Below are 22,234 nucleotides of genomic sequence, written 5' to 3' on the forward strand. Positions count from 1 at the left end.
TCAACGCCATGGTCCGAGACAACAAATCGTGGAATCCGGCATCGATATGAAGCACGGTTGCTCATCCGTCTCGGCGCTGCGCGCCGATCCACCTTCTCCCACAGGGGGAGAAGGAAAGGCGCGCAGCGGCCGGATGGTGGGGCATTTATCCCCGAAAGGACGCAGCTGACATGAAGGAAATCTCCTGCAAGCTGCTGGTCATCGGCGCCGGTCCGGGCGGCTATGTCTGTGCCATCCGCGCCGGGCAGCTTGGCATCGACACGGTGATCGTCGAGGCAGGCAAACCGGGCGGCACTTGCCTCAATGTCGGCTGCATCCCGTCAAAGGCGCTGATCCATGCAGCCGAAGAGTTCGAAAAGCTCTCGCACATGGCCAGCGGCAAGAGCCTGCTCGGAATTTCCATCGCAGGACCGTCGCTTGATCTCGCGGCGACCATTGCCTGGAAAGACGGCATCGTTAGCCGGCTGAACAACGGCGTCGCCGGCCTGCTGAAGAAAGCTGGCGTGAAGACGGTGCATGGCTGGGCGACATTTCGCGACGGCAAGACCGTTGCCGTCGAGACCGAGATCGGCATGCAGGTGATCCGAGCCGAAACGGTGGTGATAGCGACCGGCTCGGCGCCGGTCGAGCTGCCATCGCTGTCGTTCGGCGGGCCGGTCATTTCGTCGACCGAGGCGCTGGCGCTGAGCGAAGTTCCGGAGAGGGTGGCGGTGGTCGGCGGCGGCTATATCGGTCTGGAACTCGGCATCGCCTTTGCCAAGCTGGGCGCCAAGGTGACCGTAGTCGAGGCGTTGCCGCGCGTGCTGGCGCAATATGATGCGGAACTGACCCGGCCGGTGGTGAAGCGGCTGGCCGAACTCGGCATCGAGGTGCTCGTGAACGCCAAGGCCAAGGGGCTGTCCACTAAGCGCGACGCGCTGCTGGTCGAGACGAATGGCGGCAAGAACGGCAAGATTGCCGCCGACAAGGTGCTGGTCACGGTCGGTCGCAAGCCGGTGACCGAAGGCTGGGGGTTGGAGCAGATCGACCTCGACATGGCCGGACCCTTCATCCGCATCGACGACCAGTGCCGCAGCTCGATGCGTGGTATCTTTGCCATTGGCGACGTCACCGGCGAGCCGATGCTGGCGCACCGGGCCATGGCGCAAGGCGAAATGGTCGCCGAGATCGTCGCCGGCCACAAGCGCAGCTGGGACAGACGAGCGATCCCGGCTGTCTGTTTCACCGATCCGGAGCTGGTCACCGCAGGCCTGTCGCCGGAGGAGGCCAAGACCCGTGGCGAGATCAAGGTCGGACTGTTTCCCTTCACCGCCAATGGCCGGGCGATGACGAAGTTGGGCGAGGACGGATTCGTCCGGGTAGTGGCGCGGGCGGACAACCACCTGGTGCTTGGCATCCAGGCCGTCGGCCAGGGCGTGTCGGAACTGTCGACGGCGTTTGGGCTGGCGCTGGAGATGGGCGCGACGCTGGAGGACATCGCCGGGACGATCCATGCCCATCCGACACAGGGCGAGGGTTTTCAGGAAGCGGCGCTGAAGGCGCTGGGGCACGCACTGCATGTCTGATGGCTCGCGCTCTCCCCCCTTGAGGGGGAGATGGCCGGCAGGCCAGAGGGGGTCGGTTCGACTGGATGCGACCTCCCTTGCGACAGATGGAGGTTGGCGCTCTACGCGAGGCGACCCCCTCTGTCGCCTTCGGCGACATCTCCCCCTCGAGGGGGGAGATTACGCAGCTCATCCTGCAAGCCGGCTAACCATCTCGTGCTGCGCATAGGCGCGGCCGAAGCGGTTGGCCAGGAACGCGTCGAGCGCGATGTCCTCCTGCTTGATGAAGCCCCTGGCCGGCAAGCTACCGTCGGCGAGCATGTCGAGCACCGCGCAGATGGCCGATGCGGTGGTGATCTGGATGGCGCTGCGCACCGTTTCGCCGTCACGCCTGGCGTAGATCTTGTTGGCGTAGGTCTCCTGCAGCAGACGGCCGTTCTTGCGGCCGCTGACGGTGACGAAGACGATAACCACGTCCTGCAGCGTTGCCGGCAGGGCGCTTTCGAAAATGTCCTTCAGCACGTCGCGGCGGTGGCGCAGGCCGAGGTCGTTGAGCAGCGCCTTCATGATCGCGGCATGGCCGGGATAGCGGATGGTGCGATAGTTCAGCGTGCGCACCTTGCCTTTCAGCGTTTCGGCCAGCGTGCCCAGTCCACCCGAGGTGTTGAACGCCTCGTAGGTGACGCCGTCGAGCGAGAATTCTTCACGCTCCTCCAGCGGCGGCACTTCGATCAACTCGCCTTCGACGATCGCCTCGCAAGGCTCGCAATATTCGTTGATGACGCCGTCGGTGCTCCAGGTCAGATTGTAGTTCAGCGCATTCGACGGGTACTGCGGCAGCGCGCCGACCCGCATGCGCACGCTTTCCAGCGTGTCGAAGCGGCTGGCGAGATCGTTGGCAACGATCGAGATGAAGCCGGGCGCCAGACCGCATTGCGGGATGAAGGCGCTGTTGCCGGAGCGCGCCAGTTCCTTGACCCGCCTGGTGCTGACGACGTCCTCGGTCAGATCGAGATAGTGCACGCCGGCGCTGGCCGCCGCCTCGGCGATGCGCGCGGTCAGATGGAAGGGCGCGGCGCTGAGCACCGCGAATTTGCCGGCCAAGGCCGCTTCGAGGGTGCCGGCGGCCTCGATGTCGAGTTCCAGCGTCTCGACCGTTTCAGGCAGTTCGGCCGCGCCGAACTGCGCCGCCGAGCGGTCGACAAGCGTGACATGGTAGTCGCCCGTGGAAGCCAGCATCTCGGCAATGGTCGAGCCGATCTTGCCGGCGCCGACGACGATGATTTCCTTCATGACCGGTCCCTCGCACCAATGCTAAATTCACGGTTAGAATCGCAGCTTGCCTGTCGAAAGGAAGCGTGAGATTGTACGAAACGCAGCCTCTCTTTGGGCAATGTGCCGGTAAGGTTCGTCGAAATGCTCAGCGATGCCGACCAGGCTCTGCTTTCCCTGCTGCGTACCAATGCGCGCGCCTCGACCGCCGAACTGGCGCGGCGGCTCGGCGTCTCGCGAACGACGGTGCAAAGCCGGATCGAGCGGCTGGAACAGCGCGGCATCATCGCCGGCTACGGGGTCAGGCTGTCGCCGGATTACGAGCAGGGGCTGGTCAGGGCGCATGTCCTGCTCACCGTCACCCCCAAGCTTGCCGACAAGGTGGTGCGCAGCCTGCAGGCGCTGGCACCGGTTCGCACGCTGCACTCGATCAGCGGCAATTTCGACATGATCGTCATCGTCGAGGCGCCGTCGATCAGGGATCTTGACACGCTTCTCGACCAGATCGGCGCCATGGACGGAGTCGAGCGCACGTCGTCGTCGATCATCCTGTCGACGCGGATCGACCGCTGAGCGGGCTGGTGTCGCGGGTCCAGACGCTGGCGCGAAGGATCACCGAGCGCAGTGATCGTTCTGGCGCTCTCGCGGCAAAGCGATATAGGCTTCGAAAATGTTGGATGAGACTCGCAGAGAGGCCGCGTCCTCTCGCGCCAAGCTGACAAGTCGCGCGGTCACGCAACGATTTCCAGAGGAGGCCTCCTTGCCCAAGCAGTGTTTTGGAAAATCCCATGTGCCGTTGTCGCCGGCGGTCAGGGCCGGCGATTTCGTCTATGTCTCAGGCCAGGTGCCGGTCGGCACAGACGGGCTGGTGGTCAAGGGCGGCATCGCCGAACAGACCGAGCAGGTGCTGTCGAACGTCAAGGCGGCACTGGCGCTGGCCGGCTGTACCCTGGACGACGTAGTCAAGACGACGGTCTGGCTCGAAGACGCCCGCGATTTCGGCATCTTCAACACCGTCTATGCCAGGCATTTCCCGAAAGACCCGCCGGCGCGCACGACAGTTGAGTCGCGGCTGATGATCGACATCAAGATCGAGGTCGAGGCCGTTGCCTACAGGCCGGCCTGACGGGAAAGTGGAGACAGGCGCGATGCAATTCGATCTCCTGATAAAAGGCGGCCGCCTCATCGATCCGGCCTCCGGCCTCGACGCGCAGCGCGATCTGGCGATTGCCGACGGCCGTATCGCCGCGATCGACACCGAAATCCCTTTCGAACGTGCCGCCCGCGTCATCGATGCCACGGGCTCGATCGTCGCGCCGGGCCTGATCGACCTGCACAGCCATGTCTATTGGGGCGGCACGTCGCTCGGCGTCGATGCCGACCGGCTCGCCGCAAAGAGCGGCACCACCACCTTCATCGATGCCGGAAGCGCCGGCGCCGGCAATTTCCTTGGCTTTCGCCGCCACGTCATCGAGCGCTCGAAAGTCCGCATCCTGGCCTATGTCAACATTTCCTTTGCCGGCATATTCGGCTTCTCGCAGACCGTGGCGGTCGGCGAGTGCAGCGACCTCCGGCTCTGCGAACCGCGCGAGACGGTAGCGGCGGCTCGCGAGCACGCGGACGTGGTTGTCGGCGTCAAGGTCCGCTCGGGTCGCCATGCCGGCGGCAGCAGCGGCATCGCGCCGGTCGATCTCGCGCTCGAAGCCGCCGACAAAGCCGGCCTGCCGCTGATGGCGCACATAGACGAGCCGCCGCCGGGCCGCTCGGAAGTGCTGCCGCGGCTGCGCGAGGGCGACATCCTCACCCACTGCTTCCGGCCGTTTCCCAACGCGCCGGTCTTCGCCTCGGGGGCGGTGCGGCCAGATATGCGGCTGGCGCGCGAGCGCGGCGTCATCTTCGATATCGGCCACGGCATGGGCTCGTTCGATTTCGAAGTGGCCAAGGCGATGCTCGGCGAGGGGCTGGCGCCGGACGTGATCAGCAGCGACGTGCATCTCTACTGCGTCGACGGGCCGGCCTTTGACATTCTGGTCTGCATGTCGAAGCTGCTGGCGCTCGGCATGCCGCTGGTCGAGGTGCTGCGCGCCGCGACACAGCGGCCGGCGGAAGCGATCGCCAGGCCCGATCTCGGCAGGTTGGCGGTGGGTGCGGTCGGCGACATCGCGGTGCTGCGGCTGCGTCCGGGCCGCTTCACCTTTGTCGATTCGGTCGGCGCCTCGCTGGTCGCCGAGCAAAGGCTGGTCTCGGACGGAATCGTGGTCGGCGGCAGCTGGTGGCCGAACGAGGCGGTGGACGATCTCGGCGAGACCGAACGCATCGAAGCGCATGCGCACGACACTCATGTCGATGTTGCGGCCAGGCATTTCGAGCGTGGGTGATCTCCCCCCTTGAGGGGGAGATGTCGCCGAAGGCGACAGAGGGGGTCGGTTCGACCGGGCTCGTCTTCCTGCAACGGATGGAGGTTGGCGCTCGACGTGCGGCGACCCCCTCTGGCCTGCCGGCCATCTCCCCCTGAAGGGGGGAGATCACAGCTTCACCCCCGGCGCTCCATAGACCGGCGTCGCAATGCCTTCCATGCGCGCCTTGATCTGCAGCGCGACGTACTTCGAATAGAAGCGCGACAGCGCCAGATTGCCGCCGTGGAACCACAGCGCTTCCTGTGCTGTCGGCTTCCACATGTTGCGCAATTCGCCTTGCCACGGACCCGGGTCGCCTTTCACGCCCGAGCCAATACCCCAGCACGGGCCGATCTTGTCGGCGACTTCGCGCGAGACGATCGCCGCCACGGTTTCGTTCATCGAGAGATAGCCGGTGCAGGCGATGATTGCGTCGGCCGCCAGTTCGGAGCCGTCGTCGAAGAGGATGCCTGTCGGCGTCAGCGACTTGATCCCGACGCCGCTGCGGATGCCGATCTCGCCATCGATGATCAGGTCGCAAGCGCCGACATCGATGTAGAAGCCCGAGCCGGTGCGGTAGGCCTTCATCAGGAGCCCGGTCTCGTCGTCGCCGAAATCGATGGCGAAGCCGGCGCCGCGCAAGCGATCGTAGAAGGCCGCGTCGCGCGCCTTGATGACGTCGTAAAGCGCCCGCTGGCCTTGCGGCAGCAGCGCGAACGGCGTCGAGGCGACGATCATGTCCGCCTTTTCAGTGGTGATGCCGCGCGCCAGCGCCTTTTCCGAGAAGATCTCGAAGCCGATTTCCATCAGCGTGTCCGACTTGACCACCGTCGTCGGCGACCGCTGGACCATGGTCACCTCAGCGCCGCTCTCCCAGAGATCGACGCTGACGTCATGGCCGGAACTTGCCGCGCCGATGACGGCGACCTTCTTGCCGCGGAATCTCTCGCCGCTGGAATACTGGCTGGAATGCAGGATCTGGCCCTGAAAGACCTCGGCACCCGGCAAGTCGATGCGCCTGGGCGGGCCATAAGCACCGGTTGTAAAGACGATGTGCCTGGGTTTCAGCGTGATGCGCTCGCCGGCGCGATCGAGCTCGACCGTCCAGATTTTTTCGGCGTCGTCATAGGACGCGCTGACGCATGTCGTGGAGGTCCAGTAATTGAGCTCCATGACGCGCGTGTACATCTCCAGCCAGTCGCCCATCTTGTCCTTGGGCGTGAACACCGGCCAGTTTTCGGGAAACGGGATGTAGGGCAGATGGTCGTACCAGACCGGATCGTGCAGCACGAGCGAGCGGTAGCGATTGCGCCAGGAATCGCCGGCCTGGGCGTTCTTCTCGATGACGATGGCCGGCACGCCCAATTGCCTGAGCCGCGCCCCCAGCATGATGCCGCCCTGGCCGCCGCCGATAACCAGGCAGTAGGGCTGTTGGCTAACGCCGAGGTCACGCGCCTCGCGGCGCCTCGCCTCCAGCCAGGTCTCGCGTTCCGGATCCGCCTTGTGGCGGACGCCCAGCGGCCGCGCTGGGCCCTTGCGCTCCTCCAACCCCTTGAGATCGCTCATCGCCGTAAACAGCGTCCGGCATTTGCCGTCCCTGAGGCGCATGATGCCATGGCCCCACGCCGATGACGTCTCGAAAGAAAACCAGGCCTCGATCGTGCCTTCGTCCGAAGTCGCTTCGCCGCCGAGCTGCCACTGGGCAGGCCTAGTCGTTGCCAGCGTCGCCGCCAGCATGTCGCGGATCGCGGCGCGGCCTTCCATCGTCTTGATGTTCCAGGTGAAGGTCAAGAGATCGCGCCAGTAGCAGTCCTCGACGAACAAATTGGTTGCGGCCTCGACGTCGCCGGCCTCGAGCGCCCGGGCAAAGGAATCGAGCCAGGTGGCCGCCTGTTTCGTCGGTGCGATGTCGAGCATCTGTCTCCCCTAACTTCCAGTGACGTTTGCGCTGCCCTCATTCTTACCCTTTCCCGGTTCTTTGCGGGAGAGGGTGAGGGCGCAAACAGTCCGGAAGCTAAGGGCGCAGCGTAGGCCGAAGCGACTGCCGCTGCCGTCAGGCCCGCGCGCGGGCCTGATCCGAACCGCTATCCAGCCATGCAAGATCGTCCGGCGAAAGCGAAATGTCGAGCGCCTGGAGACTGTCTTCCAATTCGTCGAGCGTGCGCGGCCCGATCAGCGGGATGGACGGAAACGGCTGCGCCAGGACATAGGCGAGCGCGACGTGGATCGGGCTTTTGCCCAGCCGTTTGGCGAGCTCGATGGCGCGGTCGCGGCGGCCGAAGTTGCTCTCCGAGTACCAGACCCGGACCAGCTCCTCATTGTCGCGCCGGTCGCGGCCGGCGCGGTCGGTGAAGAAGCCGCGGCCCTGGCTCGACCAGGCGAAGTTCGGCATCTGCCGGGCGGTGAGCCAGGCCTTCCATTCATCGCTGGAGGAGGTGACGCAGCCTGCCCAGATCGGCTCCAGCATTTCGGCCAGCGAGAAATTGTTGGAAAGCGCGCCGGGCTTCTGCTTCCCGGTGCGCTCGGCATAGGCAATCGCCTTGTCCATGCGTTCCATCGTCCAGTTCGAGCCGCCGAACGGACCGCGAATGCGGCCGGCCTTGACCTCGCGGTCCATCGCATCGACGAACTCGTCGACCGGCACATCCGGATTGTCGCGGTGCATGAAATAGACGTCGATATGGTCGGTCTGCAGCCGTTCGAGCGACTGGGTGAGCTGTTTGCCGATGACGTCGGGATAGCAGAGCGGCGAGTGCGCGCCCTTGCCGATGACCACCGACTGCTCGCGCACGCCGCGGTTCTTCAGCCACTGGCCGAGCAGCGTCTCGGTATAGCCGGAACCGTAGACGAAGGCGGTGTCGAACAGATTGCCGCCGGCCTCGAAATAGGCGTCGAGCAGGATGGCGCCCGACGAAAAGGTGCGGAAATCCTCGAAGCCGAGCGCCAGGCACGAGGCCGGCCGCGGCAAGCCCGGAATGCTGCGCTTGGGGATGGCGGTCCCGCCGGAGCGCAGCTTCCGTCCGGAGATCGTGTTGACGCGCTTTGCCGGTTTCTCGATGTCGTATTCGAGCCCGATTGCGGCCCGCCATTTGTCGAGCACGCGCAGATTGCCGAGACTGTCGGCCCAGCCCATGCCGGGCCAGGCGAACTCCTGCTTTCCGCCGAGAATGGCCTCGCCGGCGGCGTCGGCCTCAAATGCGTACAGCCAGCCGTCCTCCGTGACCTCGACCACCTCGGTGACACCCGGACGGATGATGCGGATTTCGCCGGTGCCGCCTTGCTGGCCGCCGGCATACCAGAAATCCGCCACCTCGATGCGGCCTTTGCTGCCGAGAATACGCAAGACATTGTCCTGAGCGAGCGAGATGCTGCAGGACACTTCCGCGACGATGCCGCCCGGAAAATGCAACAGCGCCGACGCCCATTCGTCGACGCCGGATTGGCCGAGATGCGCAGCGCCGACGACTTTGTCCGGCTCGGCGAAGGGCTTTCCCGCCGGGGCGCCGGCAATCAGCCGCGCCATCGAGACGGGATAACCGCCGACATCGAGAATGCCGCCGCCGGCGAGATCCTTGGCGTAGAGACGGTGCTCCGGCATGAAGCCCGGCATGGCGAAGCCGAAGCTGGATTTGATCATCTTGATGTCGCCGATCGCGCCGGCCCTGATCAGCTCGACCAGCTTGGCCGTCTGCGGATGCAGCCGGTACATGAAGGCTTCGCCGAGAAAGGTGCCGGCCTTGCGCGCGGCATGGATCATGGCGTCGGCTTCGAATGCGGTCAGGCCAAGCGGCTTTTCGCAAAGCACGTGCTTTCCGGCCTCGGCCGCCTTGATCGCCCATTCGGCATGGCTCGGATGCGGCGTCGAAATATAGATCGCGTCGACATCCGGATCGCCAAGCAAAGCCTCGTAGCCGTCGAGGATGCGGGCGCCGGGGAAAGCCTCGGTGAGCCCCGCCTTGCCGGGATTGCGCGCCCCTAAGGCGACCAATGTGCCGGTGCGCGAATGGGCGACGCCCCCGGCAAAAGCCTTGGCGATGTTGCCGGGCCCGAGAATGCCCCAGCGAACTTTTTCTGGTTTGGACGTCATGTCAAATCTCCGTGGGGTGGCCGCGAGCAATCGCGATCGGACAAAAGAAAGATGGGTTAGCGAATGCGTGCGCCGGTGGCGTCGAAGAGAAGCGAGCGGTCGGCTTTGATCGACACCACCAGGTCGTCGCCGTTCGCGCGATGCCGCGAGGCCTCGCGCTCGATGATCAGTTCCTCGCGTCCGCCCCCGGTACCGGAATTGGCATAGACATAGCTCACCGATCCCAAGTGCTCGGCGACGTCGGCCTTGAGGGTAAGGTCGCAATCGCCCTGGCCGGCGTCGAAGAAATGCTCCGGCCGCACGCCAAGCACGACATCGCCGCCTGTTGCAGGCAAGGCATCCGAAAGCGGCTTGCGCAGTCGCGCGCCGCGATGATTGACCAGTTCGACGACCGCCGCACCGTTGTCGGCCCCGACCATTTTTGCCGCCAGGAAGTTCATTTTCGGCGAGCCGACGAAGCCGGCAACGAAGCGGTTGGCGGGGTCGTCGTAGAGATCGAGCGGCGCGCCGATCTGCTCGATATTGCCGGCGTTGAGCACGACGATCCTGTCGGCCAGCGTCATCGCCTCGGTCTGGTCGTGCGTCACATAGACCATGGTAACGCCGAGTTCCTTATGAAGGCGCGATATCTCGACGCGCATCTGCACCCGGAGCTCGGCATCGAGATTGCTGAGCGGTTCGTCGAACAGGAACACTTGCGGCTCACGCACGATGGCGCGGCCGATGGCGACGCGCTGGCGCTGGCCGCCCGACAATTGCCGCGGCCGCCGCTTCATCAGCTCGGCGATGCGCAGGATTTCGGAAGCCCGCTTCACCCGCCGCTCGGTATCTGCCTTGGCGTTGCCGGTCATTCTCAGGCCGAAGCTCAGATTCTGCTCGACCGTCATGTGCGGATAGAGCGCGTAGGACTGGAACACCATGGCGATGCCGCGATCGGCCGCCTCGACGTCGTTCACCACCTTGCCGCCAATGGCGATCTCGCCGTCGCTGATGTCCTCGAGCCCGGCGATCATCCGAAGCAGCGTGGACTTGCCGCAGCCGGAAGGACCGACGAAGACGACGAATTCGCCGTCATCGATGTCGATATTGGCGCCGTGGACGATCTCGAAGACGCCGAAGCGCTTGATGACGTTTTTGAGTGTGACTGCCGCCATGCTGATCCTTACTTGATGGCGCCGGCGGCGATGCCGGCAACGAAATGGCGCTGCAGAAGCACGAACACGACGAGCATTGGCGCCGTCAGCATCACCGCGCCCGCCATGATGCCGCCCCAGGACACCTTGGTGAGACCGATCAGCGTGCCGAGCGCCACGGGCGCGGTCATTGCGCCCGGCTTGGAATTGATCAGCAGCGGCCAGAGATAGTTGTTCCAGGAGGCAAGGAAGAGGATGATGGCGAGCGCCGCCAGCATCGGCCGCGCCAGAGGCAGTGCGACGAACAGGAATATCCGCCATTCCTTGACGCCCTCGACCTTGGCGGCGTCGAACAGCTCGTGCGGCATCATCGAAAAACTCTGCCGCATGAAGAGCACGCCCAGCGAATTGAACAGCGGCGGCACGATCAGCGCCACCCAAGTGTTGGCGAGCTTGAAGTCGCGCGCCACCATGATGAATTGCGGGATCAGCACGACCGCATAGGGCAGCGTGATGGTGCCGAAGATGATGGCGACGACCACGCCCTTGCCGAAGAAGTTGTAACGCGCCAGCGCCCAGCCGGCCATCGAGGTCAGCATCACCGACAGGAAGGTATAGGTCACCGCCACCGAGACGGAGATGCCGATGGCGCCGATGAAATTGGTGCCGCGCTGCAGATTGCTGACATTGTCGAGGAAATTGCCATGCGGCAAAAGCTCGATATCGGGGCTGAAGATGCCGTTGTCGGGCATCGTCGAAAAAACCACCATCATCCACAGCGGAAACAGCCAGACCAGCGCCAGCGGCGTGAGGAACAGATGCAGCGCGATGCTGCGTCCCAATCTGGCCTGGGAACGGCTGACTCTTGAGTGCGAGGTCATTTCGGTTCCCTCGTCAGCCATATCTGCACCAGCGAAATGGCAATCGCCAGCCCGGCCATGGTGTAGGCGACGGCCGAAGCGTAGCCGAAATTGAGCGACCGGAAGCCCTGGCGGTAAAGCAGCAGCCCGAGCGTTTCGGTGCCGCCGCCCGGCCCGCCGCGCTCGGTGATCAGGAAGGGCTCGGTGAACAGCTGCATGGTGCCGATGATCGACAGCACGGCGCAGAACACGATGATCGGCTTGAGCAGCGGCAGCGTGATGTAGAAGAACTGTTTGACCTTGCTGACCCGGTCCAGGGTCGCCGCCTCGTAGACATCCTCGGGAATCGACTGCAGGCCGGCGAGCAGGATGATGGCGTTGTAGCCGGCCCAGCGCCACGTCACCGCCATCATGATCACCGCCATCGCCGGGGTGACGTTGGTAAACCAGTCGACACTGGGCAGGCCGATGCCGTTCAGCAATTTGTTGATGATGCCGTAGTCGAGATTGAACATCAGCCGGAAAACCGCCGAATAGGCGACCTCGCCGACCACGACCGGCGCGAAGAAGGCAAAGCGGAACAGGCCACGGGCCTTGAGCAGTGGCGAATTCAAAAGCACCGCCATCACAATCGCCAGCGAAATCATCACCGGCACCTGGATGACAAGGATCAGCAATGTGTTCTTCAAGGCATTGAAGAAGGCCGGATCGCCGATCAGCCGGCCCCAGTTGAAGGTCGGCGCGAAGCGCCACGGCACGGTGCGCGTCGCCTGGAACGAGATCAGGAAGGAATCGATGATCGGCCACAGCCAAAAGATCGAAAAAATCAGCAGATACGGCGCGAGGAAGCGATACGCCGTGGCGTTCTGGTAGCGCATCGTTTTCCTCCTTTCTGCTTTCAAGTTCTTGCCTTCTCTCCTTGTGGGAGAAGGTGGATCGGCGCGTAGCGCCGAGACGGTTGAGGGGTGATGGCCGGAGTGCCGCCGGCGCCAAGCTGGAGCCCCCCTCATCCGTCGCCTTCGGCGATACCTTCTCCCACAAGGGGAGAAGGGGAGCCGCGCGCTCGGAGCCGCCTCGTCTAGGTCACGACTTGACCGGCAGGCCGGTCGCCGCGGCGATCTGGCTTGCGGCATCGTCGAGCGCTGCCTTGGCGTCGGGATAGCCGCCGGCCAGATATTTGGTCTGCACCGCGCGGATGATGATTTCGGCGTCGCTCTGGAACGGCGTGCCGCGGCTGGGGACGACCTTGGGCAAGGTGCCGAGGATGTCCTTCCACACGGCTTGGCCACCCCAATAGGGCAGGCCTTCGGAGACATAAGGGTCGTTGAGCGCCGAGATCAGCGACGGCACCAGGCCGAAGCCTTTCAGCATGGTGATCTGGCCCTCATTCGTGGCAAGCGTGTATTTCAGATAGGCGTAGGCGGCTTCCTTGTTCTTCGATACCGAGGTGATGGCGAGCGAGGAGCCGCCGAGATTGGCGGCGCGCGGACCGTCGGCGGTCAGGCTCGGCATCAGATAGACGCCCCATTTGCCTGCCCCATCGGGCGATTCGGTGCGCACGGTGCCTTCATACCAGCCGCCATACATCTGCGTGGCGACCTTGCCGGCGGTGTTGTTGGTGATCTTGGTGCTCCAGTCGGCAGAGGAAATGATGCCGGCGTCCTTCATCTCCTTGATCTTGGTCATGGCATCGACGCATTTGGGCTGGTTGACCGTGATCGATTGCCCGTCGGCGGAGAAGTAGGCGCAACCCTGCTCGTTGGAGATCATGCGGAAGAATTCGGAATCGCCATTGAAATCGGCGTTGGTCATCGTGACGCCGGGATTGGCGGCCTGGATTTTCTTGGCGGCGGCGATGAAATCGTCCCAGGTCTTGATCGAGGACGGATCGACGCCAGCCTTCTCGTAGAAGTCGCGGCGGTAGAACATCGCCACCGGACCGGAATCCCAGGGCATCGCATAGGCCTTGTCGTCAACCTCGAGCTCGGTACGCTTGAAGTCGGGGAATTTTGCCTGATCTTCCGCGGTGTAGCCGAGCGTATGCAGGTCGACGAAGCAATCCGGGAACTGGCTCCAGTAGTTTTCGGCTTCGCCGTTCTCGATCGTAACGATGTCGGGCAGCCCCTCGCCGCCGGCGGCACAGCCGGCGATCGATTTGTCGTAGGTCGGCTGGTTGCCAAGGTCCTCGACCGTCACCTTGATGTCGGGATACTGCTTGTTGAAGCCCGCTATGGTGGCCTTCAGCGACGAAGCGGCGATATTCCAGCTCCAGATCGTGATTTCACCGGACTGCGCAAAGGCCGGGCTGGAGCCCAAGGCAAGCGCGAGCGCGGCGCAGGTCAATTTTATGCGCATTGAAATCCTCCCATTTCAGTTGCTCTCTGTTTGCGAGCGTGGCTAGACTAGGCCTCGGGAAAGCCTTGTCCGCGACAAAGGGAATAAGAAATGAGCGGAAAGTAAGATGCCGGAAAGGCCGTTTTACCAGCCCGGCGCCAGCAGCGTGGAGGGCCTGCCGCTGCTGCTGCAGATGTTCCACACCCAGCCCCTGGTGATGCTCAAGCCGCATTGGCACGCCCAGGTCGAGGTGAATTTCATCGTGCGCGGGGCCGTGCATTACCGTATGGACGGGCACGGGCTTTCGCTCTCTGCTGGCGACATGTGTCTGTTCTGGGGCGGCCTGCCGCACCAGATGGACGAAGCCTCCGACGATGCCATCTATGCCGGCGCGCATCTGCCGCTGGTGCATTTCTTCCGGCTGCATTTGCCCGTGGAGGTCCGCAACAGGCTGATGACCGGGGCGACGCTGGTGACCGACGCCACCGACCGGTCGGACGACCACAATTTCGAGCGCTGGAACCGCTATGCCCGCTCCGGCGACCCGGTCAAGGCCGAGCATGCCGTCAACGAGCTTTTGCTGCGGCTGGAGCGGGTGCGCTTCGAGCCTTACCGGCTGGTGCCCGAAACCCCGGTCGAACAGGAGATAGGCAGTCCCTTCGATCAGCAATCGCTGCGCAATGTCGGGCGCATGTGCGACTTCATCGCCGAGAATTTCCTCTACGAGATCGATTGCGTCGATATCGCCGCGGCGGCCGATATCCATCCCAAATACGCCATGAGCATCTTCAAGAAATCGACCGGCATGACGCTCAATGAATATGTGAATTTGCTGCGCCTCAGCTACGCGCAGGCGCTGCTGATGCATCAGGATGCCAATGTGCTGCGCGTCGCCATGGAATCGGGCTTCGGCTCGCTCAGTGCCTTCAACAAGTCGTTCCGCAAGCTTTCCGGCATGTCGCCGTCGGATTTCCGCAGGGGCGTGGCCGGCGCCAGATAACGGCTGGATTCAGCCGATAATATCCAGGCGCCTCGGCAGGCGGTTCATCGGCGACGGCCCGTTGGCGGTGATCAGGAACTGGTCCTCGAGATTGAAGCTGGCGAGACCGTCGATGTAGAGCGGGATCTCGAATGCCAGCACCATGCCGGCCTCGATCACGACATTGCTGTCGGCCGAGATGAACGGCCATTGCTCGGAAAACACGGAATGGCCGACGCCGTGGCCGAAATGGCCGCGGCGATAGGAACGCAAGCCCTGGCGCGCCAGGCTTTCGCTAGCGGCGCGATGCACGGCGGCTAACGGCTTTCCGGGCATAAGCGCGGCAAGCCCGTTGGCGAAGGCGCGTTCGGCTATCGCATGCAATTCGGCCTGTTCGGGCGACGGTGGCCCGAAGGTGAAATTCCGCGACATATCCGAGGCATAGCCGTTCACGCTGCACACCATGTCGGCCTTCAGCGGATCGCCGGCGGCGGCGACGGCGTCGGCACCTTTTGGGCGAGCGCCCAGCGTGAGGTATTCCGCCGTCGAGATTTGCTGCGACGACCCGGCGGCTGCATCCGCGACGCCTTGCCGGTAAAACGCGACCAGCTCAGACTGACGCATGCCGGCCGCTGCATGCTGCTGCAGCCGCGACAGGCCGGCTTCAGACAGGACGATGCCCTGCTGCAGCAGGTCGATCTCGCTCTGCGATTTGATCGCCCGTAGCCGGTCGAGGACCGGCGAGCCGTTGACCAGGGCAGTGCCCGGCAACATCGCCCGCATCGCGGAAAAATCGTTGGCCGAGACAAAATCCAGCTCGATGCCGAGCGTCGCGCGCTCCAGCCCGAATTCTGCGAGGATCGTTTTCAGCTCGCGGACGGAGCGGGCAAGCTCGAAGGTCGCCGGACGTGAAAAACCGGGGGCGCGGCCAATCAGGCCGGCCTCGATGCGCTGCGCAACAGGCCGGTCGGCCGTCGCCGGCTCGAGCGACGCCGATTCGATCCAGATCGCATGCGTGCGCAGCACGGCGCCGGCCATCGCCGCCCGGAGCTGGGCAGCCTGGAAATCCGCCACCACGACGCCGATCGGCAGGTCGCCTCGCTTGGGAATAACGACGAAACCGGCGCCGGCCCGCCGGAACAGGCCGGCCGGGCCGATCCAGGCACCGGTGGCATATTGGAACGCCTCGGGCTCGCAAAGCACCAGCGCCTCGATGCCGGCGCGCTGCATCAGGTCAGTTGCGCGCTCGCGGTCGACAAAGGCGGTCATGGGATCTCCTCGAATGCAATCGAAACCGACGCCGATGCGGCGGCGTTTGGCCTTAGCGTAGCTTCAGTGCCGCCGTGGAGCAGCTTTTTTCTGGAAGCGCTGTTCACCTTGAGAGTTCGTCGTCGGGAAACGAAAAAGCCGCGGCGAACCGCGGCTTTTCAACACAACAAGTGGCTGCTTCGAAAGCTTATTCGGTTTCGTCGGAAGTGTCGTCGGAAGTGTCTGCCGCGTCATCCGCGGTCTGTCTTGCCAGCGCTGCCTGCAAGGCCAACGTGGCCTGTGGTGAGGCCGGTGTCGTCGCAACGACCGCCGCTGCATGAGCAACTCCGGTCGTCGACTTGTCCTTGGCCGCGGCGGAAGTGGCGGCTCCGTGTCCCTGCGAGCCGGCCCCGGCCGAGTTTCCGCCGTTACCGTTGCTGCCGCCATTGCCGTTGCCATTGCCATTGCCATTGCCCCCGGGAGCAGCGAGGACCGGAGATGCGACAAGGGTGAGAGCGGCTACAGTCGCGAATAGACAGGTGCGCGTTTTCATAGTTCCTCCTTCGAGTCGCCCTCCCGCCAGGATGGGTTTCAGACGAAAAACGTCAGGACTTCCGAATCCGAAAGTCGGCTGTTACCTAGCTTTGTTCAGATACAGTATTCTACAAGACGGACCTTGGTCCGAAATCGATACGCAAAAGTCCTGGATTTTATCGACAGTGTACTTCGGACGACCGCAGCGGCGGGATTTTTGCTGCCGGCAGATCCGGCGCCGCTACAGCGCAGTGTGCGTCGGCTGACATCAGGCTAGGGTCGAGGAAACCTAGCTGCTCGGCCATCGGTGAGATCATTCAAGGCGATTGAGGAACATTCCACATTTCGTGAAGTTGGGAGCGCAGGCGCGCTTTTGAAGTGCCAAAATGTTTGATGCCGGCGGGCTTTTGGGAGGAAGCCATGATCCGCGTCACGCCTGCATTTCGTGTTTCGCGCCGCCGCGCGGTGCAGTTTGGCCTGGGAGCAACGCTCGCTTCGGCCGTCAACGCTCCGGCTTCCCACCGCCAAGGCACATCATGGTTTAGGAGCTTGGCTTAGACGCTCGAAGTGAAGTACCCAGCCCATACCTTATTCCATTCTGGAGTTTCCACGTTGATCGTAGCGGTCAAGGCCGCCGAGAATCCGAGATGGTCAATACCAGTGAAATGATGCAGGTTCTTCTGGACCACGTGGCAAGCAGGCCGCTGAGCAGACGTAGCTTCCTGGTTTCAGCATATGGACCCTCTTTGTAATACGAATTGAAAATTGCGCCCTCATGTTTCAGAACAGGTCGGTAGACCCGCGAGGATGGTTTCGAATCCTGCGGGTCGCTCACGGTCCTCAAGGCGAGAATTCTAAGAGACGTTCAACAATGACCCAGCACGCAGAAAACGCTCGAATTCTCATGTACAGCCACGACACGTTCGGGCTCGGCCATTTGCAGCGCTGCCGGACTATCGCGCATTCGCTGGTCGAGGATTTCCGCGGACTTCAGGTGCTTATCATTTCGGGTGCGACTATCGCTGGCGCCTTCGACTACCGCGCCCGTGTCGACTTCGTGAAGATCCCCAGCGTCATCAAGCTGCGCAACGGCGAATACACCTCGCTGGAAAAGGACATCGATCTGCATGAGACGCTAAGGATGCGCCAGTCGATCATCCGCCATACAGCTGAGACCTTCCGGCCGGATATCTTCATCGTCGACAAGGAACCGCTCGGCCTGCGCGGTGAGATTGAGGACACGCTGTCCTACCTCAAGACGCGGGGCACCACGCTGGTGCTTGGCCTGCGCGAAGTGATGGATGCGCCGCATCTGCTCGAAGCAGAGTGGGCACGCAGAGACGTGATGCGCAAGATAGGCGTCTTCTACGACAAGGTCTGGGCCTATGGTCCGCCGGATTTCTACGATCCGTTGACGGGCTTGGATGTGCCCCCGGCTGTCAGGGCAAAGATGAGGTTCGTCGGTTTCCTGCAACGGAGCCTGCAGCGGAACGAGTTGCCCGGCCACCGCCCCGAGGGCGACTATATCCTCGTTACTACCGGTGGCGGCGGTGACGGCGCCGATCTGATCCACGACGTCATCGATGCCTATCAGCAGGATCCGCAATTGCAGCATAGAGCCCTGATCGTGCTTGGGCCTTACATGCCGGCGCGCAAGCGCAACAAGCTGCTCAAGAAGGGGTCCAAGATCCCCTACATCAAGATCATCGAGTTCGACAACCGCATGGAAGACCTGATTGCCGGCGCCAAGGCGGTAGTGGCGATGGGCGGCTACAACACCTATTGCGAGATACTGTCTTTCGACAAGCCGGCGCTGATCGTGCCGCGCGTCGAGCCCCGCCAGGAACAACTGATCCGCGCACGGCGCGCAGCCGAACTCGGCCTCATCGAGATGCTTTTGCCGGAAGAAGCCGAGGATTCCCGGCGGTTTGCTGATGCACTGAAGGTGCTGCCGGACCGGCCCCGCCCATCGCAGAGCAATCCGCATCTGACGCTGGAAGGGCTGCCTCATATTTCCGAAATCGTCGCGGAACTGCTCGACCGACGGGCCGGCCATCACCTTTCGGTCATTGAAGGAATGACCTGAGTTGCAACATCGCAAGATCGTCGTGGTTCTGAAGGGTTATCCGCGGCTGTCCGAAACCTTCATCGCGCAGGAACTGCTCGGTCTTGAGCGTGCGGGGTTCGACCTGATACTCGTCGCGCTCAGGCGGCCGACCGACGAAAAACGCCACCCCGTGCATGACGAGATCAAAGCGCCCGTCCATTATCTGCCGGAATATCTGCATGAAGAGCCGCTGCGCGTGCTTCGCTCGCTGTTTGCCTGTCTGCTGCGTCCGGGCTTCTGGCGCGCGCTCGGATCGCTGGCTGCCGATATGCCCCGCGACTTTACGCGCAATCGCGCGCGCCGCTTCGGGCAAGCGCTCGTGCTGGCGGCCGAATGGCCGGAAAACGCGGGCTGGCTGCATGCACATTTCGCGCACACGCCTGCATCGGTGACGCGCTATGCCAGCCAGCTTCGTGGCCTGCCCTGGACCTGCTCGGCCCATGCCAAGGACATCTGGACTTCGGCGGACTGGGATCTGGCCGGCAAGCTTTCCTCGGCGCGCTGGACGGTCACTTGCACGAAAACCGGCTTCGATCGTCTGAAAAAACTCGCTAACGGCAACTCGTCTGTGCATCTGAGCTATCATGGGCTCGACCTTGATCGCTTCGGCAGTTTCGGCGAGGCGCGAAAGCAGCATGACGGCTCGGCTCCGGACGAACCGGTTGTCGTTCTGAGTGTCGGGCGCGCCGTTGAAAAGAAAGGTTACGATACGTTGCTGGAGGCCCTTGCCCTGTTGCCCGGCGATTTGGCGTGGCGTTTCGAGCATATCGGCGGCGGCGAAGAACTGGAACGGTTCAAGGCGCTGGCGCAAAAGCTCGGCCTGGATGGTCGCGTCTCTTGGAAAGGCGCGCTTGCGCAGGAGGAGGTGCTTGAGCACTACCGCCGCGCCGACATCTTCGCCCTGGCCTGCAGGATCACCGCAAATGGCGACCGCGACGGTCTGCCGAACGTTTTGGTGGAGGCGGCTAGCCAGCGGCTTGCCTGCGTGTCGACCGATATTTCCGGCGTGCCGGAGCTTTTATCGTCGGATGAAACCGGGTTGCTGGTTCCGACGGAAAACCCGATTGCCCTGGCACAGGCACTGGAGCGCCTGATCCGTGATCCCGTGCTCCGCGACCGCCTCGGCGACGCCGCAGAGCGGCGCGTGCGCGGCAATTTCGATCATATGGCAAGCATTGGACAGCTCAAGGAACTGTTCGAGCGGGAGTGGCGGGCCGCCGAATGAAGCGGCTGCGCGCTTTCTTCTATGTCCAGCACCTGCTCGGCATCGGCCATCTCGCGCGCGCCAGCCGCATTGCGGCGGCTCTGGTCGATGACGGGTTTGACGTTACCGTCGTGACCGGCGGAGCGCCGATCGCCGGGTTTCCGGGACTGGGTGTACAATCTGTAACCCTGCCACCTGTCACCTCCGGTGATGAAGGATTTTCGGGACTTGTCGACCTGCAAGGCAACCCGATCGACGATGATTTCAAGAAATGGCGTTCAGAGATGCTGCTGCAGGCATTCCGGGATTGCAGGCCTGATATCGTCATTGTCGAGGCGTTTCCATTTGGACGCCGGCAGATGCGTTTCGAACTCTTGCCGCTGATCGAGGCCATCGACGCGACGTCGCCCAGACCGCTGCTGGCGACGTCCGTCCGTGATATCCTCCAGGAGCGCGTCAAGCTGGGCCGAAACGAGGAAACGGTCGATCTCATCAACAGGCATTTCGATCTTGTTATGGTCCACGGCGATCCGGCTTTCGCAACCATCGACAAGACATTTCCACTGGCTGGGGCGATCAGGGCCGAGGTCACCTACACGGGGCTCGTTGCCGCGCCGCCATCGCCAGCGGCCTCCGAGCGCTTCGACGTTCTGGTGTCGGTTGGCGGCGGGGCTGCCGGAAAGAGCCTTGTCAGATCCACCATCGCAGCGGCGCGGAATGCCAACAACGCTTGGAAATGGTGTTTGATCACCGGCCCAAACCTGCCGAAAGACGAGTTTGACGCGATCGCACGTGATGCCACGCCGGGCCTGTCCATCTTCCGGTTCCGCGAGGATTTCGCCAGCCTGCTGACCGGCGCCCGCCTATCAGTCTCGCAGGCGGGTTACAACACGGTCTGCGATGTCCTGCGCGCGGGTTGTCGCTCCCTGCTCGTCCCATTTGCAGCCGGCGGGGAAACCGAACAGACGGTTCGCGCCCTGATGCTCGAAGAACTCGGTCTTGCAACGGTGCTGATGGAAAAGGACCTGACGCCTGAAGGTTTGGCGCAAGCGATCGAACAAGCGCTTGTGGAACCGACGCCATCCGCGCATCGTCTCGATCTGGAAGGCGCGCGTCGCTCCGCGCAAATCCTGCGCGAGCGGCATCGAACATGGTCCCTAAATGTGGGGCCCGGTTTCGGAAAAGTTCATGATTAAACAGACGATAGATCCTAGAGCGGTTCATCGTTTCACGCAGAACCGCTCTGTCTCTTTGTTTTGACGCAATTCCGGACGGAAAGCCGTTTCCACACTTTCCTGCAAATGCTCTAACGCGTCGCGTCTGGTGAGATTCGTGCGACGCGCTTCAAGTCCTGTTTTTATGCGTGTCGTTGTCCCAAAACCGCTACGCGCTTTTGGGCGAAATGCATTAAACAGTTCCAATCAGCATGAAGCGCGTATAATTTTTTGTCGGCAGTTCGCCGGAGAACCGCACCTCCCGTAGCGCCGCCATTTCCTCGAAGGCTGCAAGCGAAGCCACGCAGTTGATGTGCGTCGGCTCGCTGAAATAATCGTTCGATTGCAGCAGTACATTCGTGCCCGGCGGAAGCAGAGCAAGCCAGGCGCGCAGATCGGCTATGTGTTCGCAGCTCGTATTGACTATCAGATCGGGCCGCCCGGCCGCATAGTCGAGTGCGTACATATCTGCCGTCAGCGCCCGGAACCGGTCGCCGGCTTCCCGGTTGAGGGTCCGGGCGACCGGCGCGACTTCGGGATCGATGTCGATGCTATCGACCGCCGCGATGTCGAAGCGGGCGTCGTTGAAAAGCATTGCCGGCAATACGCCGTACCATCCACCCAGAACCCATATGCGCCCGAAGCGGCCGCCGCCGCTTTCGAACAGCCTGTCGAGCGCCCACATCTTGCAGGCGACCTGCTTGTGGTTGAAGGCGTTGGCGATATCGGCCTTCGGATGCTTGGCGACGACGCGCGCCAGCCCTGCCACGAGAGGGCAGTTGACATAAGCAGCAATTCCCCGCGTGAGGTCCAAGGCTTGCTCGTGCCAGTCCATGGCATTGCGTGGTTGCGTGACATCCATCATAATTCGTCTTGTATGTTGGGATTTTGGGCGACACAACGCAATCTTGCCTCCCGCAAGACTGTTTGATTCCGCGGACGTGATCATGCTGCAAGCCGCTTGGCTATTGCCCGGTGCCGGAGAGAGCCTGTTGCATCTGTCCGGATCATCGGCGTCCATCCGCCAGCACCAGCCGCGCAGCTGCGGCCTCGTGCTGCTCGGCTGTTCGCCAAAGCCCTACGAAAGCCGCGGACCGTTTGGCCAGCTGCTTTCTTCGCCGATCAACAATGCCCATGTCGTTGCCATCGACCATGCGCCGGAACTGGATCGCGCCGCCTCGCAGGTTCCTTGCATCGTTGAGCGCAGGACAATGTCCGTGCACAGCAGCTTCGAGCTTGTCGTTGGCGATGAAGAAATTGCCGATACGCCATTCGCCAGCAGGTGCTTTTACATCCTGCATCCTTCCAACTGAAGGGTCCAC

Annotated in this window: 19 protein-coding genes; 9 read left to right on the forward strand and 10 right to left on the reverse strand. The window is 63.1% G+C overall.

Annotation, left to right across the window (positions count from 1 at the left end; all coding sequences use genetic code 11):
• Nucleotides 1-170 precede the first annotated feature (170 nt).
• Nucleotides 171-1,565, forward strand: coding sequence for a dihydrolipoyl dehydrogenase (gene lpdA, locus NKI18_RS29545; protein ID WP_352620882.1), 1,395 nt, complete (start codon nt 171-173; stop codon nt 1,563-1,565).
• A gap of 168 nt (nt 1,566-1,733) precedes the next feature.
• On the opposite strand, the gene NKI18_RS29550 is transcribed toward lpdA, so the two are convergent.
• Nucleotides 1,734-2,837 carry a saccharopine dehydrogenase family protein gene (locus NKI18_RS29550; RefSeq protein ID WP_352620884.1) on the reverse strand — a complete coding sequence of 368 codons (1,104 nt, stop codon included), beginning with the start codon at nt 2,835-2,837 and terminating at the stop codon, nt 1,734-1,736.
• Nucleotides 2,838-2,960: 123 nt separating this feature from the next.
• On the opposite strand from NKI18_RS29550, the gene NKI18_RS29555 reads away from it, so the two are divergent.
• The 3 genes from NKI18_RS29555 (at nt 2,961) to NKI18_RS29565 (ending at nt 5,194) form a co-directional block, all read left to right on the forward strand.
• Complete coding sequence (locus tag NKI18_RS29555; protein ID WP_352620886.1) at nt 2,961-3,389, forward strand: Lrp/AsnC family transcriptional regulator; 429 nt, start codon at nt 2,961-2,963, stop codon at nt 3,387-3,389.
• A 187-nt stretch (nt 3,390-3,576) separates the two neighbouring features.
• Nucleotides 3,577-3,942: a RidA family protein gene (locus NKI18_RS29560; protein ID WP_023675940.1), complete on the forward strand. Its 366-nt coding sequence runs from the start codon at nt 3,577-3,579 to the stop codon at nt 3,940-3,942.
• Between the two features lie 22 nt (nt 3,943-3,964).
• Nucleotides 3,965-5,194: an amidohydrolase/deacetylase family metallohydrolase gene (locus NKI18_RS29565; RefSeq protein WP_353021474.1), complete on the forward strand. Its 1,230-nt coding sequence runs from the start codon at nt 3,965-3,967 to the stop codon at nt 5,192-5,194.
• Between the two features lie 147 nt (nt 5,195-5,341).
• Here NKI18_RS29565 and NKI18_RS29570 read toward each other — a convergent pair whose 3' ends face one another.
• The 6 genes from NKI18_RS29570 to NKI18_RS29595 form a co-directional block, all read right to left on the reverse strand.
• Nucleotides 5,342-7,129, reverse strand: a complete 1,788-nt coding sequence (locus NKI18_RS29570; RefSeq protein ID WP_352620891.1) for an NAD(P)-binding domain-containing protein — start codon at nt 7,127-7,129, stop codon at nt 5,342-5,344.
• A 136-nt stretch (nt 7,130-7,265) separates the two neighbouring features.
• A complete protein-coding gene (locus NKI18_RS29575; RefSeq protein WP_352620892.1) occupies nt 7,266-9,299 on the reverse strand; it encodes an aldo/keto reductase in 2,034 nt (677 codons plus the stop codon).
• A gap of 56 nt (nt 9,300-9,355) precedes the next feature.
• A complete protein-coding gene (locus tag NKI18_RS29580; protein WP_352620893.1) occupies nt 9,356-10,453 on the reverse strand; it encodes an ABC transporter ATP-binding protein in 1,098 nt (365 codons plus the stop codon).
• A gap of 8 nt (nt 10,454-10,461) precedes the next feature.
• Complete coding sequence (locus NKI18_RS29585; RefSeq protein WP_352620895.1) at nt 10,462-11,313, reverse strand: carbohydrate ABC transporter permease; 852 nt, start codon at nt 11,311-11,313, stop codon at nt 10,462-10,464.
• On the reverse strand, nt 11,310-12,170 hold the full coding sequence (locus NKI18_RS29590; protein ID WP_023675946.1) for a carbohydrate ABC transporter permease: 861 nt from the start codon (nt 12,168-12,170) through the stop codon (nt 11,310-11,312). Before NKI18_RS29590 ends, NKI18_RS29585 begins: the two co-directional genes overlap by 4 nt.
• 205 nt (nt 12,171-12,375) lie before the next feature.
• A complete protein-coding gene (locus NKI18_RS29595; protein WP_023675947.1) occupies nt 12,376-13,647 on the reverse strand; it encodes an extracellular solute-binding protein in 1,272 nt (423 codons plus the stop codon).
• 106 nt (nt 13,648-13,753) lie between these two features.
• Between NKI18_RS29595 and NKI18_RS29600 the strand changes: the two genes are divergently transcribed.
• The gene (locus NKI18_RS29600; protein WP_023675948.1) at nt 13,754-14,626 is read left to right on the forward strand and encodes a helix-turn-helix domain-containing protein; all 873 of its coding nucleotides are present in this window, start codon (nt 13,754-13,756) and stop codon (nt 14,624-14,626) included.
• A 9-nt stretch (nt 14,627-14,635) separates the two neighbouring features.
• Here the strand turns inward: NKI18_RS29600 and NKI18_RS29605 are convergent, their stop codons facing one another.
• The gene (locus NKI18_RS29605) at nt 14,636-15,874 is read right to left on the reverse strand and encodes a M24 family metallopeptidase (protein ID WP_352620897.1); all 1,239 of its coding nucleotides are present in this window, start codon (nt 15,872-15,874) and stop codon (nt 14,636-14,638) included.
• Nucleotides 15,875-16,061: 187 nt separating this feature from the next.
• Nucleotides 16,062-16,406 (reverse strand): hypothetical protein, encoded by a 345-nt coding sequence (locus NKI18_RS29610; protein ID WP_352620899.1) that lies wholly within the window; start codon nt 16,404-16,406, stop codon nt 16,062-16,064.
• A gap of 852 nt (nt 16,407-17,258) precedes the next feature.
• Here NKI18_RS29610 and NKI18_RS29615 point away from each other — a divergent pair.
• The 3 genes from NKI18_RS29615 to NKI18_RS29625 are packed head-to-tail and all read left to right on the forward strand — an operon-like array spanning nt 17,259 to nt 20,894.
• Nucleotides 17,259-18,473 (forward strand): glycosyltransferase family protein, encoded by a 1,215-nt coding sequence (locus NKI18_RS29615; RefSeq protein ID WP_023675951.1) that lies wholly within the window; start codon nt 17,259-17,261, stop codon nt 18,471-18,473.
• Nucleotide 18,474: 1 nt separating this feature from the next.
• Entirely contained in the window at nt 18,475-19,719 is a 1,245-nt protein-coding gene (locus NKI18_RS29620) for a glycosyltransferase (RefSeq protein WP_352620901.1), read from the forward strand.
• Nucleotides 19,716-20,894, forward strand: coding sequence for a glycosyltransferase family protein (locus NKI18_RS29625; RefSeq protein ID WP_023675953.1), 1,179 nt, complete (start codon nt 19,716-19,718; stop codon nt 20,892-20,894). Before NKI18_RS29620 ends, NKI18_RS29625 begins: the two co-directional genes overlap by 4 nt.
• 211 nt (nt 20,895-21,105) lie before the next feature.
• On the opposite strand, the gene NKI18_RS29630 is transcribed toward NKI18_RS29625, so the two are convergent.
• Nucleotides 21,106-21,774, reverse strand: a complete 669-nt coding sequence (locus NKI18_RS29630; RefSeq protein WP_156937317.1) for a class I SAM-dependent methyltransferase — start codon at nt 21,772-21,774, stop codon at nt 21,106-21,108.
• Between the two features lie 130 nt (nt 21,775-21,904).
• Between NKI18_RS29630 and NKI18_RS29635 the strand changes: the two genes are divergently transcribed.
• Nucleotides 21,905-22,225, forward strand: coding sequence for a hypothetical protein (locus NKI18_RS29635; protein WP_352529896.1), 321 nt, complete (start codon nt 21,905-21,907; stop codon nt 22,223-22,225).
• The last annotated feature ends 9 nt before the right edge of the window (nt 22,226-22,234 follow it).

This window comes from Mesorhizobium sp. M0800, from assembly GCF_040320095.1.
Taxonomy (GTDB): Bacteria; Pseudomonadota; Alphaproteobacteria; order Rhizobiales; family Rhizobiaceae; genus Mesorhizobium.